Below are 15,978 nucleotides of genomic sequence, written 5' to 3' on the forward strand. Positions count from 1 at the left end.
GAGTACCCCGGCGATAACGCTCTTATCGAGGTATCCGTCGGTATGTCCCGCCGATGCTCATGGCGTATGTGCCGTTGCTCGCTCAGCCCGTTTGAGAGCGAGCGTTGGCAGCTCGCGTTGGTAGGTTTCGTAGAGCGACTCTGCCCACTCACGGGCTTCTGGTGCGTCGGTATCGATCAACACCTTGACCGTCCCGCTGGTGGGGTCGTAGCCGGTGATAGCGGTTCGATCGTCGAAAATCCCGACGCCGTAGGGCGGCAAATCATCACGTAACCAGACCGTGAGGTTGCCGCTCTCTAACGCCTCAGCAAACCGTTCCGGGTAGGTCGAGCGGATGTGGACGACAACGCTCGGCGGATCGATGATCTCTGCTCGCATCCCGTCGATGATCTGCTGACAGAACTCGTCCTTGCACAGTTCGAACAAGGCTAGGTCGAACCCAACGAACCGAAATCGATCCGTTTCCTGGAGCAGGGACTTGAACCGGTACACCGGGCGGTAAGGGTCGTCCTCCTCGGCAACCGTTATGGCTGCATCAGCCACCATCTCGATCGCGAAGCCGCTCACATCGGACGGGAGCCATTGCCAAACATCGCGGAGCGTCCGCTCGGTTTCGAGCCGGTCGATTAACTTCCGCATCCCCGCTGCGATGAACACGCCAAGTTGTGTTGCCTCGTAATGCTGTCCGTCCCTGCGGATCCAGTTGCGTTCTTCGAACGCGCGTAGCATGCGTCCGATCGTGGACTGTGATACGCCCGTCATCGCCAGTAGATCGGCCCGGCTCTGCGGTCGCCTGGCTAGGGCGGCCAGCGCGATAACACGGGGTTCTGACCGCGCGAGAAACACGATGTCGTCGAGCGGTGAGCCTTGTGTGTGTGATTTCATGGCATGTGTACGCGTACCAGTACTATAGCTGATTCGGTCATCTAGCGTCGCGTACCTCCTCGGTCTCTGATCTGCCGTCCTACGCGTTCAGAGGTTCTATAGAGATAACCCGTGGAAAACCAGTCTCGCCGAACCGGTGCAATCGGTGTGCGAATTGGGAAGAATCATACGTATCATGCGCCGGCACATCGATTGGCGGCCACCTCGTTCATGACCTCACGAAGTTTCCACGTTCTATCCTCCTCGGACTGGAGACGGTGGTTCCCGTGGCCGTCACGATACTTCTCGGCGTGGCGATACTGCGGCGGCCTGTCCGATCTATCTCCGTGACCAGGGCGGGGTGGGCGCTCATCGTCATCGTGTTCGGCGGCGGCTCGGTTCTGCCGCTATCTCTCCCCGTTCGTTCCTGAACGGACGGTCGACCACTATCTCGTCGACGGTGTCTACGCCCTCGCATGACCCCACTCCTATTGGTCGTCTTGGACACACTGTATTGGCCCTACCCACTCAAAGACTCGAGTCTACGCACTGTTCATCTCACAGTAGCTGAAATGAGCGCGGATTTCGCGCTGAACGCATCCTCTGTGTGCAGCACGCCGTTCTCGTCGAATTCGAAGCATTTCAACAGGGCCGAAACGAGAACGATCTAGACCTGAACGTCCACGGGTTCGTACTCGCTCCGACACGGCGGTCCGTCCGCGAACCGGTAGGTGAACTTCCCGTCGGATTCCGTCCGAATGAGCGACGACGAGCGCGTGCCGAACCCCCTGCCGGAAGCGTTCGCTTCCGGCTGGTCCGCCGAGGATTCCTCGGTGACGTCTCCGTGGACGCAGAAGCCGTAGTCGTGGTCGCGAAGCGCCGTCGCCGCCCGCTCGTGCCAGGCCTCCGCGCGCTCGCCGGGTTCGGGCTGGAGCTTCTCGATCGCCCGCCGGGCGTTCTCGGCCTGTCGTTCGCCGACCTCCGGACGAGCCGCGGGGATCTCGTAACGGTCGTCCGCGCCGACGTTCACGACGACGTGGACGCCGGGATCGAGGTTCTCGACCCGGAGTCGGCCGTCCCACTCGAGGAGGAGTGCGGCGTTCTCGTCGAGCACAACGAGGTTGAACCCGTCGTACTCGTATCGATCGGTCGACCGTTCGATGAACCTCGCGGCCTCCTCGGCGGACTCGCGTTCGAGGACGTCGGCTACGAGCAGCCCGCGCGAGCGTTCGGCGGCGAGGTCGGCGTCGATCCAGCGGTTGGTAACCGCGGCGACCACGCCGTGGTCGTTGTAGCCGATCCAGGTGCCGCCGGCCTCCTCGTCCCACGGGGCGACGATCCGTGGGTTCTCCGCGTACACTCCCGGCGGATGGGCGGGCCGATCCAGCGCTTCGTCACGGTTCGCCGCGACGACGACCGGCGCGTCGGGGAAGACCTGCCAGGCGACGATGAACGTACACACGGCAGTGGGTAGATGCGCGAGCGCCATAAACGCACGATCCCACGGGACGACCGGCGTTCAGCTCACTCGAGGAGGAACCCCTCCTCGCGGAGCCGATCGGGCAGGCGTTTTCGGTGGTCGCCCTGGAGCTCGATCCGGCCGTCCTCGACGGTGCCGCCGGTTCCCAGCCGGCGTTTCAGCCGTGAAGCCAATTCGGCCAGATCGACGTCGCGGGGATCGAGTCCCTCGACGATCGTGACCGGCTTCCCGTAGCGGCGTTTCTCCATGCGGATGCTCGCGCGCTGTTGTGCCCGCGCGAGGTCATCGTCGATCCCGAGCTCCGGCGGGAGCCCGGCGATGTCGCCGAGCCCCTTCTTTCGTGCCACGGGATACCGTACGCGTTCCGAGACCATAGCTTCGCGCCGGTCGGGCCCGTCTCGACGGTAGCCTTGGGGGGCCGACCCCGACTTTACCCGTCGTCGTCCCGTAGCCCGGGACCATGAGCGTCACCGATCGCAACCGCCTCGACGAGGAGGAGAGCCCGTACCTCCGCCAGCACGCGGACAACCCGGTCAACTGGCAGCCCTGGGACGACGCCGCGCTCGAGGAAGCCCGCGAGCGTGACGTCCCGATCTTCCTCTCGGTCGGCTACTCCGCGTGTCACTGGTGTCACGTGATGGAGGACGAGAGCTTCGAGGACGAGGGGATCGCCGAGAAGCTGAACGAGGGGTTCGTTCCGATCAAGGTCGATCGAGAGGAACGGCCCGACCTCGACAGCATCTATCAGACGATCTGTCAGCTGGTCACTCGCAGGGGCGGTTGGCCGCTGTCGGTCTGGCTCACGCCCGACGGCCGGCCGTTCTACGTGGGTACCTACTTCCCGAAGGAGTCGCGCCAGGGGATGCCCGGCTTCGGCGACCTCCTCGGGAGCATCCGCGACTCCTGGGAGACCGACCGCGAGGAGATCGAGCGCCGGGCGGACCAGTGGACCGCCGCGCTCGACGACGAGCTCGAGGACGTCCCCGAGGGAGGCGAGCGCCCCGAGGGCGTGCTCACGAACGCCGCCCAGGCGGCGCTCCGCGCCGCCGACCGCGAGCACGGCGGGTTCGGTCAGGGCGGCCCGAAGTTCCCCCAGACCACGCGGCTCGACCTGCTGGGACGCGCGTTCGATCGCACGGGTCGGAAGGCGTACCTCGAGGTCGTCCGTGAGACGCTCGACGCGATGGCCGACCGCGGGATGTACGACCACCTCGGCGGCGGTTTTCACCGGTACGCCACCGACCGCGAGTGGATCGTCCCCCACTTCGAGAAGATGCTCTACGACAACGCCGAACTCCCGAGGGCGTACCTCGCGGGCTACCAGCTCACGGGCGAGGAGCGCTACGCCCGGGTCGTCCGCGAGACGTTCGGGTTCGTCGACCGGGAGATGAGCCACCCCGAAGGGGGCTTCTACAGCACGCTCGACGCACAGAGCGAGGTCCCCGCCTCGCGCCGCGAGGACGACGAGCCCGGCGAGCACGAGGAGGGTGCCTTTTTCGTCTGGACGCCCGAGGAGGTCCGCGACGTCCTCGACGAGGAGCGAGCCGACCTGTTCTGCGATCGCTACGGCGTCACCGAGTCGGGCAACTTCGAGGGTAGGACGGTACTGACGCTCTCGCGGAGCGTCGAGTCGCTGGCAGAGGAGTACGGGCTCTCGGAGGAGGAGACCCGCGAACGGCTCGAGGACGCGCGCGGGGAGCTGTTCGAGGCGCGCGAGTCCCGGCCGCGGCCCCGACGCGACGAGAAGGTGCTCGCGGGCTGGAACGGGCTGATGATCTCCGCGTTCGCGGAGGGCGGCCTGGTCCTCGACGAGGCGTACGCCGATCGGGCCGTCTCCGCGCTCGACTTCGTCCGCGAGCGGCTGTGGGACGAGGAGGAGGGGCTGCTCTCGCGGCGATTCAAGGACGGACAGGTGAAGGTCGAGGGCTATCTCGAGGACTACGCCTTTCTCGCGCGCGGTGCGTTCGACTGCTACCAGGCGACCGGCGACGTGCGACACCTCGGCTTCGCGCTGGATCTCGCGCGTGCCATCGAGCGGGAGTTCTGGGACGCCGATCGGGGAACCCTCTACTTCACGCCCTCGACGGGCGAGGAGCTCGTCACCCGGCCCCAGGAGCTTCACGATCAGTCGACGCCCTCGAGCCTCGGAGTCGCGGCGGACGTGCTGCTCTCGCTCTCACATTTCGCCGGCGAGGACGCGCGTTTCGAGGAGATAGTCGAGACCGTTCTAGAGCGCCAGGGCGATCGGATCGAGGGAAGCCCGCTCGAGCACACGACGCTCGCGCTCGTGGCGGATCGCTTCGAGACCGGCGCGGTCGAACTGACCGTCGCGGCCGACCGCCTGCCCGAGGCCTGGCGAGACCGCCTCGCGGAGGCGTACCTCCCCGGAAGCGTGCTCGCGCGGCGCCCGCCGACCGAGGAGGGGCTAAACGAATGGCTCGACGTTCTCGATCTGGAGGAGGTGCCACCGATCTGGGCCGAACGGACGGCCCGCGACGGGGAGGCGACGATCTACGTCTGTCGGTCGTTCACCTGTTCACCGCCAGTGAACGATATCGAGGAGGCGCTCTCCTGGGTCGACGATCTCGATCCCTCGAGCTAGACCGAGGCCCCGGTCTCCGGTCCCGCCTCGATCTCGTTGAGCTGTTCGGCGAGGAACTCGGCGACGGGGATCGGCTCCTTCTCGACGAACCGGGCGACCTTCTCGCCGTTCCGTTCGACGACGATCGTCGGGATGTACTCGACGCCGTACTCCTCGACCTTCGGGCCCTCCTTCGAGCCGTCCTCGAGCTTCTCGACTTCGTACTGGTGGATCGATTCCTCGGGAACGCCCGCGGCATCGAGCGCCGCGGCGAAGTCGGGCAGGACGGATCGGCAGTCGCCACACCAGTCGGCCCCCCAGACGTGGATCGTGAGTTCGTCGGCGCGTTCCTCGAACGGCTCGAGTGTCGCCTCGTGGGCAACGGGGTCCCAGGTCGGGTTCGGCTCCATCGTTTCGAGCGTCATGAGCGGGGGTTGGTCGTCCGGACCCTTAACGGCCGCGCCGACGCCGCTAGTCGTCGGGAACGAACAGACAGAGCACGATTCCGGCGACCGAGATCGCGGCGAGGCCCAGGAAGGCGCCGTCGAAGTAGCCGAGATCCGCGACCGCCCCGACGACCAGCGGGCCGGTTGCGCCGAGGGCGATCTGGCCGGTCCGCAGCAGGCCGAGGCCGCTTCCCTTCATGTCGTCGGGCAACGCGTTGACGAGGAACGTCTGGGTGAGCGGCGTCACGCCCACCAGCGCGCTCGCGACCGCCGTGACGATGGCGATCCCCGCAAAGCCGTCGATGAACGGCAGCGCCGCCAGCGCGAGCGTCGAGACGGCGATCACGACCAGCAGCGTGGGGCGGGTGCCGAAGCGGTCGCCGCCCGCCCCCGCGACCGGCTGGACGAGCACGCCGACGGCGAAGAAGGCGCCGAACAGCCCCGCCGCGACGCTCGGCGCGAGCCCCTTCACCTCGACGAGGTAGGTGGGGTAGAACCCCGTGAAGCCCTGATAGACGAAGAAGAGGAAGACGTGGACGCCCGTGACGATCAGGATCGTTCGCTCGGCGATCCCGTGGACGACGTAGCGAAGCGTCTCCACCGAGAGCGTGTCGACCGCGCTCGTCGTGCCGGTCGGCCGTCCGGGAACGACCCGCCAGATCACCAGCGCCATGCAGAAGAACAGCGGCACCGTGACGCCGAAGCCCAGCCGCCAGGAGACGGCGGCCGCGAGCACGCCCGCGACGACCGGCAGCAGCGTGTTGCCCGCCTCGCCGGCCGCGAGCGTCAGGCCGACCGCGGTGCCGTCGCGTCGGTCGTAGACGCTCGAGAGGATGGTGAAGCGTGCGGGGCCGAACAGCGCGGTCGAGAAGCCGAACACCGCAGTCGCGGCGAACAGCGCGAGCGCGGAGCCCGAGAGCGCGAGCGCGGCGATCGCCCCCCCTGAGACGACGGTGCTGAGGACGAGCGCGTTGCCCTCGCCCAGCCGGTCGCCGATGATCCCGCCCGGGAACTGTCCGAGGGCGTACGCGAACCAGAGGACGGTCAACAGCAGCCCCGCGATGGTCAGATCGAGCGTGAACGCCTCGCGGACGTACGGCAACAGCGCGGGAAAGACGAGGCGGACGCCGAGCGAGAGGAACCAACCGCCCGCCACCCCGACGAGGATCCACCCGCGTCCGTCCCGCCAGAGGTCGTGAGCGATCGCACGGAGGCCATCGGTTCCGGGAAGACGCACGTATCGACTCGACGGCGACGGATCGCTTCCCCCTGTCGATTCCGGCAGCATCGACGGGATTCGACCCGGTCGTGCGTCGGACCCGTAATATCCGTTCGTCGGGGTATTACCCGCATCCATTAGGGGTTTATACCTCTGTCCCGTACTCGCACGCCATGAAGGGGAGCATCCTCGAGACCGTCGGGTCGCCGCTGGTCCGGGTCTCCTCGCCCGAGGGCGCCACGATCGCGGCGAAGCTCGAGGCGTTCAACCCGGGCGGGTCGGCGAAGGATCGAGCCGCGATGACGATGATCGAGGCCGCGGAACGCGACGGGCTGCTCTCGCCCGGCGACGCGGTGGTCGAGCCCACGAGCGGCAACACGGGGATCGGGCTGGCGATCGTCTGTGCCGCCCGGGACTACGACCTCACCATCGTCATGCCCGCCTCGAAGTCCGAGGAGCGCCGCCGCCTCCTCAGGGCCTACGGCGCGGAGATCGAACTGGTCGAGGGCGAGATGGAGGACGCCCGCGCGCGCGCCGACCGGATCGCGGAGGAGACCGGCGCCGTCCAGCTGGGCCAGTTCGAGAACCCCGCCAACGCCGAGGCGCACTACCGAACGACGGCCCCCGAGATCCTGGAGGAGGTCGAGGGTCGAACGGTCGACGCGCTCGTCGTCTCGGTGGGCACCGGCGGGACGATCACTGGCACGGCGACCCGCCTGCGCGAGGAGTTCCCCGAGGTGGAGGTGATCGCGGTCGAGCCGGCGGAGAACGCGGTGCTCTCGACGGGCACGCCGGGAAAGGACGAGTACCAGGGGATGGGCCCGGGGTTCGTCAGCGACCTGCTCGACGTCGACCTGCTCGACGACGTCGAGACCGTCGAGCTCGCCGATGCGGAAGGGGAGTGTCGCCGACTCGCCCGCGAGGAGGGGATCCTCGTCGGTCAGTCGAGCGGCGCGGCCTCGGTCGCGGCCCACCGTGTCGCCGAACGACTCGCACAGCCCGAGCTCAACTGTCCCGAGATGCCCGACCTATCCGACGTGAGCTCGCTCAGCGCCGACGGCGGCCTCGAGGACGGCTACGACGACTGCCCGCTCGTGGTGACGGTCTTCCCCGACAGCGGCGAGCGCTACCTCTCGACCGGCCTGTTCGGCTGATCGCCGTCGTCCTCGGCGAGCAGCGACACCTGCTCGAACCGTCGGAGTCGCCTCACCCGCTGGAACGAACGGCAACTCCTCCGCCGGGACGACCCTAATCACGTAGGCACAGCGTTCTCGTCGTTCGGACTGCTCGATACGGACGAGCGCCACGGAGCCCGAGTGGATGAGTTCACTGCCCGCGTTGGCGGTCACGAGACGACGGGCGAGGCGCTCGCTTCGGAGGGTGTCCCCGACACCCTCCTTCTCGTTTCCCACGACTCGAGAGCGACGCCGAGCGCGATCCGGTCGTCGTGCGCGTCGCCGTCATCCGCCGAACTCCCCCTCGGTCACGCGCACGACGACCGTCTCCTCGACCTCCCGGAGGTCGTACTCCGGTACCTCGTCGTCGCGGCGGGTGACGTACATCGGTTCGACCAACCGCCCGTCGGCGACGCCGTAGACCGCGAGACGTCGACCGGTCTCGCCGGGTTCGACCTCGTCGTCCCGTACCGCCGCCGCCAGCCTTCGCGAGAGCCACTCGTCCTCGTCGATCGAGGGTTCGCGAACGAACACTCGCCGTGCGAACCGGACGAGATACCAGTTGAGGTCGTTACACAGCGACACCGCGGCGCCAAGACTCACGGTGTCGGCGGCGAGCGTGTTCTCCCACGGACTCGCGAGGTCGTAGGTCGCGAGCGCCTCCCGGGCGGTCTCGCGGCTCAGAAGCTCGAAACGGACGTCGACGTCGTCGTCACCGACGATACAGACGGTCGTCACGCTCGGGCGAACGGGGGGCCGGGGAAAATCGGTTTCGGCTCTACAGAGCGCTAGAGCGCGACGGTCTCGAGCGCGGAGAGCGTCTCCTCCACCAGCGGCGTGAGATCGGGTTCGGCCGCTTCGACCGTCTCGAGCGTAGCGTTCGTCTCGGGGTAGTCGGGAGCGATCCGGTTACAGCCCGCCTCGATGGTGGCGGCCTCGTAGGTCCCGATCTCGCGGGCCTGTCGGATGATCTCCTGTTTGTCGCGGGTCACCAGCGGCCGATGAACGGGCAGCCCCGTCGCGGGGTCGGTCGTCGCGAGGTTCACGCTCGTCTGGCTCGACTTCTGGCCGATCGCCTCGCCGGTGACGATCCCGACGGCGCCGACCTCGCGGGCGAGTCCCTCCGCGACGCGGAGCATGAACCGTCGCAGCGAGAGCATCCGGGTCTCGCGGGTCGTCTCGACGAGTCGATCCGCGGCCGCACCCGCCGGCGCCACCCGTAGGTCGAACCCGTGGTTCGGCGCGTACTCGGCGAGGGTACGCGCCGACTCGACCGTGCGGGCGACGTGATCGACGCCACCGTAGGCCTCGAAGTCGAAGTAGAGCGGGACGATCGGCGCGCCGCGTCTCATCACCTCCCAGGCCGCCACCGGCGAGTCGATCCCGCCGCTCAGGAGCGCGACCAGCGGGCGCTGGGTCCCGAGGGGCAGGCCGCCGGGACCGGGGCGCTTCTCCGTGAAGACGAACGCCTCCTCGGACCGACACTCGACGTAGTAGGTATGATCGGGGTTCTCGAGGTCGACCTCGGGGTTCGGAACCGCGTCCCACACCGCCTGTCCACCCTCGCGTTCGAGGTCCTCGCTCGTGAAGGGGTGGTCGTCGCGCTCGCCGGCGCGGCGGGCACGCACCGCGAAGCTCCCCTCTTCGTAGTCGACGCGCGCGCTCGCCGCGAGCGCCTCGCTGATCGCGTTTATCGTCGGCTCGACGACGCTACAGGGACTCGCGGAGACGATTCCGAAGACGTCAGCGGCGGCGTCGGTCGCACGCCCCAGTTCCTCCGGATCGACGCGAACCCGGGGACGCGTGCGTTCGCCGGTCACGTCGGCGTCGATCCCCCGTCTCGCGAGCATCGCTCCGAGGTTCTCCCGTAGAGCGCGTTCCATGTCTCGTTGGACCTTCGAGCTCTTGACGCCGACGTCCCCGTAGCGAACGAGAACGGTGTCGGCTCCGGGAGGATGCATACGATCGGTAGCCGGTCGTCGTTATAAACCGTCTTCGGGGTGACGGTCGACGGCCGAGCGACCGCCGAGAGAACGGTCCGGGCCCATCGGTGGCGAAGCCGCGTTCAGAACGTCGTGAGCTTCCCGTCGATCACGCGCTGGGTGATGTCGGTGACGTTCGAGAGATCCTCGTCGATGATCTCGCTGATCTCGTCCTCGATATCGGCGAGTTCGACGCCCTCCTCGGTAACGACGTTGGCGTCGGCGACGTGGGGCTGGTCGATCGGCCGGCCGATCTGGCTGAGCAACCGGATCCGCAGGTCGCGGATCCCGTCGACCTCGCTCACGACCGATTCGGCGATCTCGGTCGAGAGGAGGTTGTAGATCTTCCCGATGTGGTTGACGGGGTTCTTCCCCGAGGTGGCCTCCATCGACATCGAGCGGTTGGGCGTGATCAGCCCGTTCGCGCGATTGCCCCGCCCCACCGAGCCGTCGTCGCCCTGCTCGGCGCTCGTGCCGGTCGTCGTGAGGTAGATCGATCCCTCCTCGTAGTCGTCGGCGGTGTTGACGTGGACGGAGACGTCGCGGTCGGTGTACTGCTCGGAGAGCTCGGCGACGTGTTCGCGGACGTCCGTCACGGCGTCGTCGTACTCGTCGAGGTCGGCGACGTAAGCGTCGACCATCGCGACGGCGACGGTGATGTCGATCCGGTCGTCCTCGCGCTTGCCCATGATCTTGACGTCGGGACCGATCACGGGGTTGGCCTCGCTGTAGCCGCCGTTGAGGCTTCGCTCGGTCTCGAGGACGATCTGCTCGGTCTCGGTGAGCGGGGCGTGGCCGACGCCGAAGCTCGTGTCGTTGGCCATCGGTACCGTCGCGCCCTCCTCGCCGAAGACCTCCTGGAGGTCGCCCGACCCCTCGCCGAGCTTCACGTCGATGATGACGTCGGTCCCGAACTCGAGTTCGGGCACCGTCGCGGCGAGGTGGTCGCGGGCGGCCTCGAGCGCGATCTTCCCCGTCGGGATCCGCGTCCCCTCGTACTCCTTGGTCGCGCGACCCACGATCAGCAGGTAGATCGGATCGACCATCTCGCCGCCGCCGAACGCGGGGGCGGCGTTGCCGGCGACGAGTTGGGTCTCGTCGGTGTTGTAGTGGAGCACCTTCCCGACGCGCTCGATGTACTCCTGGGAGAGCGCCCGCGAGACGCTCTCGGAGATGCCGTCACAGATGGAGTCGGGGTGGCCGAGCCCCTTTCGCTCGACGATCTCGACTTCCTGGTCCTCCACCGCGCGACGATCGATCGGCTCGACACGGATGTTCCGTTCGGTCATGCCGGCCGTACACGGTCGGATGTGCTATACCTTGCGATAAGTTCTGCGCCGCGTTCGATAACTACGACGCATCATCGAGCAGCAGTTCCAGATACGACGTCCGGATCCCCGTCGCGGGATCGAGTCCCAGCGACTCCAGGACGGCGACGGCTCCCTCCCTCGCCTCGTCGATTTCCTCCTCCTCGGCCTCGGTCTCCACCTCGACGAACTCGCCGAGGTCGGTGACGGTGTCGAGGGTGACCGTGTAGCCGTCGAGGGCGAAGCGCTCGCGGCGCTTCTCGACGGTGGCGACCGGCTCGAACCCCAGCGCGGAGAGCGTCGCCTCGAGCGCCGCGCCGTCCTCGACGACGGTCTCGTGCTCCTCGCGGGTCTTCGAGCGCTCGTCGACGAGCGGTCCCTTGTAGGTGAGCTTCGTCGTCTCGGCGTCCCGGTTCGACGAACGCCCGTCGCCGCTGTCGGCGCGCTCGTGGCGCACCCGGAGCGCCTCGTCCGTCTCGGCGAACTCGCGCATCGGTGCGTCGTAGTAGGTGTCGGCCTGGGTCCCCGTGTTCAGGGCGCCCGCCTCGCGTTCCTCGAGGGCACCCCTGACGTCGTCGTGGTCCGCCCGGACCTTGATCTCGACTTCGTACACGACCGTTCGGTGGCGATCGGGGCGAAAAAACCGTCCGCTTCGCGTCCCGACCGCTCGACCGATTCGACGTGGAGGGGCCGACTCCACGCCTCCTTGGAAGGACGCCGATGGCGACGTGTGACGGTTGCAGGACCGGACGTCGGCGGTGTCACGCCGTCGATCGTTCCGTCCGTGGCCGGTCGAGTTACCGACCTGCTAGAGCCGGGTTTTGTCATGGATAAGTAAGTACCAAGTGATTTATTTCTTAGGTGATGCGCGACACAACCCGTCGACGTATGTTACAGCTGTCCGGTGGCATCGCACTCGCAGGCATGGCCGGCTGCATCGGCCGTGGCGACGAGGAAGACGAGAAGGGCTCCGGTGATCCGAAGAAGGACGACGACTCCTCGAAGAAGGACGATGGCGCGAAGAAACGTGCGAAGACCGGCGACGACGCGCCGGACTTCGAACTGGAGACGCCGGACGGCGAGACGGTGAAACTGAAACCGATCGAGAAACCCACCGTCGTCCTGTTCGTCGACGTCGAGCACGAGGCCGGAAAGAGCCACTCGAAGAAGCTCGTCGACTTCCACGAGGAACATGCGGACCACGCGCGTGTGATCACCGTCAACTCCGACCTCGACGCCTCGAAGGACGACGTCCGCGCGTTCCACGAGGCGTACGGCGGCGACTGGGAGTGTGCGATGGGCAACGCGGACGTGCTCGAGAGCTACGACGTCGACGCCGCGGTGATGATGGCGGTGGTCGACGAGCACGGTGACCTCGCCGCCAGACTCGAGGCCGAGGTGACCGCCTCGGGGATCCAGATGTTCCTCGACGCGTACGCCGAGAGCTGAAGTCCGCGGTTCTCGACGCAGCCCGTTTTCGGACAGGAAACGTTGTTCTTAAGGCCCGAACGACTGTCGGGTGTTGTATGAGTAACGACGAAGAGGCTGAGATGGCCGATGAAACCGAGACCGAAGACGAACCCGAGGCCGAGGAGTCCCCGGAGACGGACGACGCCGAGAGCACCGAGGACGAATCGGAGCCCGAGGGGCTCCAGGACGGCGACTTCGTCCGGCTCGCGTACACCGCGAAGACGGTCGGGGACGAACAGCTCGTCGACACCACCGACGCCACGGTCGCGGAGGCCGAGGGCGTCGATACCGAGGAGCACGACTTCGAGCCGCGCGTGATCGCGCTCGGCGCGGGCCACCTGTTCGAGGCCGTCGAGGAGGACATCAAGGGCAAGGAGCCCGGCGAGACCGGCAGCGTGGTCGTCCCCGCCGCGGAGGCGTTCGGCGAGTACGACTCCGACGAACTGCGGACGGTGAGCGCCGAGAAGATCCCCGAGGACGACCGCTACCCCGGCGCCCACGTCGACCTCGACGGCCAGCACGGTCACGTCGAAACCGTCGTCGGCGGGCGCGCGCGCGTCGACTTCAACCACCCGCTGGCGGGCGAGGACATCGAATACGACTACGAGATCGTCGAGGAGATCGAGGACCGTACCGAGCGTGCCCAGGGCATGCTCTCGATGTTCATCGACGCCGATCTCGAGATGTGGATCGAGACCGACGAGGTCGAGGAGGAGACCGTCGTCGAGAGCGACGAAGACGAGGACGCGGAGCCCGAGACCGAGACGGTCGAGAAGGAGACGCTCTACATCGAGGCGACGCCCCAGCTGACGATGAACCAGCAGTGGATGTTCCAGAAACAGCAGATCGCGCAGGACCTGATGGACCGCCTGGACCTCGATCGCGTGATCATCCAGGAGACCATCGAGGGCGGCGGCATGATGGGCGGACTCGGCGGCATGATGGGCGGCATGGGCGCCGGCGGCGGTGACGTCGAGGAGGCGCTCGAGGACACCGACGTCGACGCCGACGAGATCGTCGAGGAGCTCGAGGGCGACCTCGACGTCGAGTAACGCCGATCACGGGGGTAGAATACCGACGACGGACCGTTTCGGGTCGGTTCGGACCTCTCCTCGGTCATCGACCCGCGTCGGCCCGCTCCCGCCGTATTCCGGTCGAACGACCGTTCTCACGCGCTCGCAACCACGTCGGTTACGCGATGTCGCGGCTCGTATCGATCTGCACCCGTTCTGCGAGTTCGAGCTTGATCGTTTCGTCGAGAGCACGTCCGCCGCGGAACTTCGGGACGGCCAGGCGGTTCTCGACGCTCTCGCCGCTGATCCGTGTATCGAGCGAGAAGACGACGTCGGCCATGTAGACCGTGTTGTCGCGTCCGGGGGGCGGGGTGAGCCCGTCGAGGCAGTGCAGTACCGCGAGACCGCCCGTATTGACCATCGCCGTCTGGAGCGCGTTCAGGAACCGCCGATACCGCGGGAGGTCCTGAGATTCGAGCGTATCGACGGGATCGACGATCAGCGTTGAGTCCTCGGGGAGCGCCTCGACGAGGCGGTGCGCCGCGTCCACCGGAGCTTCGCCGTCCAGACGCCGGACTTCCGGCGATCCGGTGGGGGCGTTCGTCCGATCGAAGGCATCGCGGACTGCCTCTGCCGACCGTTCGGTGGTGAGATAGAGCGTCCGACGAGGAACGGTGAGTTCGTACAACAGTAGCTCCGCCTGGCTCGCCGGCGGCGCGACCAGGGCGACGACGCTACCCGGGGGGATGCCGCCGCTCAGCTTCCGATCGAGTACGTCGATCCCCGTCCGGAGCCGGCGAGGCATTGGTACGTATAATTCTTTTTATACGACATAAGCGCTTTGGGCGGGGTTGGCAATCTTCAAGAGGTCCCGCGCGTCCGATGTAGACGATGCAGCACGACCACGTGCTCACCGCAAAGCAGTTCTCGCGCGCCGACATCGAGACGGTACTCGATCGTGCGGCCGCGTTCGACGCCCGCCGAGAGGGGGTGCCGCCTGACGGATCGGAGCACGATGGCTCCGACGCCGAAGCGGGGGTGAGCGACCGACACGCCGAGACGCTGCTCGGACTGCTCTTCTTCGAACCGAGCACGCGCACGCGGATGAGCTTCGAGACGGCGATCAAGCGACTGGGCGGCGACGTCGTCGACATGGGATCGGTCGAGTCCTCATCGGTGAAGAAGGGCGAGACCCTCGCCGATACGGTGCGGGTGATCGAGGGGTACGCGGACGCGCTCGTGCTCCGCCACCCCAGTCAGGGCGCGGCGAAGATGGCCAGCGAGTACGTCGACGTGCCGGTGATCAACGCCGGCGACGGGGCGGGCCACCACCCGACTCAGACGTTGCTCGACCTCTACACGATCCGCGAACACGCCGGCCTCGATGACCTCACGATCGGAATCATGGGTGATCTGAAGTACGGTCGGACGGTCCACTCGCTCGCGCAGGCGCTCACCCGCTTCGACGCCACCCAGCACTTCGTCAGCCCCGAGAGCCTCGCGTTACCACCCGACGTTCGCTACGACCTCGACGAGGCCGGTACGTCGGTCCACTCACACACCGACCTCGAGTCGGTGCTCCCCGACCTCGACGTGCTCTACGTCACCCGCATCCAGCGCGAGCGATTTCCCGACGAGAACGAGTACCGAGCGATCGCCGACGCCTACGGGATCGACCTCGAAACGCTCGAACGCGCCAAGGACGAGCTCTCGATCATGCACCCACTTCCGCGGGTCGACGAGATCGATCCCGCGATCGACGACACCGACCACGCGGCGTACTTCGACCAGGCCCACAGCGGCATCCCCGTGCGGATGGCCCTCCTGGATCTCCTGCTATGAGCGACGACAGCCACCAACTGCGTGTCAGCAAGATCAAGAACGGCACCGTGATCGACCACGTCCGGGGCGGACAGGCGCTGAACGTGCTCGCCATCCTCGGCATCGACGGTTCCGGCGACGAGGCCGTCAGCGTCGGAATGAACGTCCCATCCGATCGGATGGGTCGGAAGGACATCGTGAAGGTCGAGGGCCGCGAGCTCAGCCAGGACGAGGTGGACGTGCTCTCGTTGATCGCGCCCGACGCGACGATCAACATCGTCCGCGCGTATGACGTGATCGGGAAACACCGCGTCGAGCGTCCCACAGAGGTCGTCGGCGTGCTCTCGTGTCCGAACGCCAACTGCATCACGACGGGCGACGAGCCCGTGGCCTCGCGCTTTGCCGTCCTCGGCGACGGCGTACGCTGTGCGTACTGCGAGACGCTGATCCGCGAGGGGTTCGCCGACCACATCGACGTCGAGTGACTCACGGGAAATCGACGCCGACCGCAGGAGCTGTACGGTGGACGACCATCGAAGCCGTCCCACGCCACGGCCGACCCGCCGAGCGGACTAGCTCGAGATATTAGCCGATGATACGACCATCATATACTTGTGGCG

Annotated in this window: 16 protein-coding genes; 6 read left to right on the forward strand and 10 right to left on the reverse strand. The window is 67.1% G+C overall.

The window, feature by feature from the left end; genetic code table 11:
- Positions 1–57: 57 nt before the first annotated feature.
- The 3 genes from V0Z78_RS09350 to yciH form a co-directional block, all read right to left on the reverse strand.
- Positions 58–885: a helix-turn-helix transcriptional regulator gene (locus V0Z78_RS09350; RefSeq protein ID WP_336344357.1), complete on the reverse strand. Its 828-nt coding sequence runs from the start codon at positions 883–885 to the stop codon at positions 58–60.
- Positions 886–1,531: 646 nt separating this feature from the next.
- Positions 1,532–2,326, reverse strand: a complete 795-nt coding sequence (locus V0Z78_RS09355) for an NRDE family protein (protein WP_336344358.1) — start codon at positions 2,324–2,326, stop codon at positions 1,532–1,534.
- Between the two features lie 62 nt (positions 2,327–2,388).
- Complete coding sequence (gene yciH, locus V0Z78_RS09360; protein ID WP_409338689.1) at positions 2,389–2,691, reverse strand: stress response translation initiation inhibitor YciH; 303 nt, start codon at positions 2,689–2,691, stop codon at positions 2,389–2,391.
- Between the two features lie 113 nt (positions 2,692–2,804).
- On the opposite strand from yciH, the gene V0Z78_RS09365 reads away from it, so the two are divergent.
- Positions 2,805–4,946 (forward strand): thioredoxin domain-containing protein, encoded by a 2,142-nt coding sequence (locus V0Z78_RS09365; RefSeq protein WP_336344359.1) that lies wholly within the window; start codon positions 2,805–2,807, stop codon positions 4,944–4,946.
- Here V0Z78_RS09365 and V0Z78_RS09370 read toward each other — a convergent pair.
- Together V0Z78_RS09370 and V0Z78_RS09375 are read right to left on the reverse strand one after the other, a co-directional pair.
- Positions 4,943–5,350, reverse strand: coding sequence for a thioredoxin family protein (locus V0Z78_RS09370; RefSeq protein WP_336344360.1), 408 nt, complete (start codon positions 5,348–5,350; stop codon positions 4,943–4,945). The two genes, V0Z78_RS09365 and V0Z78_RS09370, sit on opposite strands and share 4 nt — an antisense overlap.
- Before the next feature lie 46 nt (positions 5,351–5,396).
- A complete protein-coding gene (locus V0Z78_RS09375) occupies positions 5,397–6,608 on the reverse strand; it encodes an MFS transporter (RefSeq protein WP_336344361.1) in 1,212 nt (403 codons plus the stop codon).
- A gap of 155 nt (positions 6,609–6,763) precedes the next feature.
- Here V0Z78_RS09375 and V0Z78_RS09380 point away from each other — a divergent pair, with 155 nt between their 5' ends.
- Positions 6,764–7,744: a PLP-dependent cysteine synthase family protein gene (locus V0Z78_RS09380; RefSeq protein WP_336344362.1), complete on the forward strand. Its 981-nt coding sequence runs from the start codon at positions 6,764–6,766 to the stop codon at positions 7,742–7,744.
- 306 nt (positions 7,745–8,050) lie between these two features.
- On the opposite strand, the gene V0Z78_RS09385 is transcribed toward V0Z78_RS09380, so the two are convergent.
- From V0Z78_RS09385 to cyaB, 4 genes are all read right to left on the reverse strand, one after another.
- The gene (locus V0Z78_RS09385; protein ID WP_336344363.1) at positions 8,051–8,503 is read right to left on the reverse strand and encodes a DUF5804 family protein; all 453 of its coding nucleotides are present in this window, start codon (positions 8,501–8,503) and stop codon (positions 8,051–8,053) included.
- 50 nt (positions 8,504–8,553) lie between these two features.
- Positions 8,554–9,726 carry a tRNA sulfurtransferase gene (locus V0Z78_RS09390; protein ID WP_336344364.1) on the reverse strand — a complete coding sequence of 391 codons (1,173 nt, stop codon included), beginning with the start codon at positions 9,724–9,726 and terminating at the stop codon, positions 8,554–8,556.
- Between the two features lie 104 nt (positions 9,727–9,830).
- Positions 9,831–11,036, reverse strand: coding sequence for a methionine adenosyltransferase (locus V0Z78_RS09395; protein WP_336344365.1), 1,206 nt, complete (start codon positions 11,034–11,036; stop codon positions 9,831–9,833).
- Positions 11,037–11,097: 61 nt separating this feature from the next.
- A complete protein-coding gene (gene cyaB / locus V0Z78_RS09400; RefSeq protein ID WP_336344366.1) occupies positions 11,098–11,667 on the reverse strand; it encodes a class IV adenylate cyclase in 570 nt (189 codons plus the stop codon).
- A gap of 275 nt (positions 11,668–11,942) precedes the next feature.
- Here cyaB and V0Z78_RS09405 point away from each other — a divergent pair, with 275 nt between their 5' ends.
- Positions 11,943–12,503, forward strand: a complete 561-nt coding sequence (locus V0Z78_RS09405) for a TlpA family protein disulfide reductase (protein WP_336344367.1) — start codon at positions 11,943–11,945, stop codon at positions 12,501–12,503.
- Positions 12,504–12,580: 77 nt separating this feature from the next.
- On the forward strand, positions 12,581–13,576 hold the full coding sequence (locus tag V0Z78_RS09410; RefSeq protein WP_336344368.1) for an FKBP-type peptidyl-prolyl cis-trans isomerase: 996 nt from the start codon (positions 12,581–12,583) through the stop codon (positions 13,574–13,576).
- 139 nt (positions 13,577–13,715) lie between these two features.
- Here the strand turns inward: V0Z78_RS09410 and V0Z78_RS09415 are convergent, their stop codons facing one another.
- Positions 13,716–14,342 carry an RAD55 family ATPase gene (locus V0Z78_RS09415; RefSeq protein ID WP_336344369.1) on the reverse strand — a complete coding sequence of 209 codons (627 nt, stop codon included), beginning with the start codon at positions 14,340–14,342 and terminating at the stop codon, positions 13,716–13,718.
- Between the two features lie 86 nt (positions 14,343–14,428).
- On the opposite strand from V0Z78_RS09415, the gene pyrB reads away from it, so the two are divergent.
- Entirely contained in the window at positions 14,429–15,379 is a 951-nt protein-coding gene (gene pyrB / locus V0Z78_RS09420; RefSeq protein WP_336344370.1) for an aspartate carbamoyltransferase, read from the forward strand.
- The gene (gene pyrI, locus V0Z78_RS09425) at positions 15,376–15,843 is read left to right on the forward strand and encodes an aspartate carbamoyltransferase regulatory subunit (RefSeq protein WP_336344371.1); all 468 of its coding nucleotides are present in this window, start codon (positions 15,376–15,378) and stop codon (positions 15,841–15,843) included. Before pyrB ends, pyrI begins: the two co-directional genes overlap by 4 nt.
- The last annotated feature ends 135 nt before the right edge of the window (positions 15,844–15,978 follow it).

Source organism: Halalkalicoccus sp. CG83, assembly GCF_037081715.1.
Taxonomy (GTDB): Archaea; Halobacteriota; Halobacteria; order Halobacteriales; family Halalkalicoccaceae; genus Halalkalicoccus; species Halalkalicoccus ordinarius.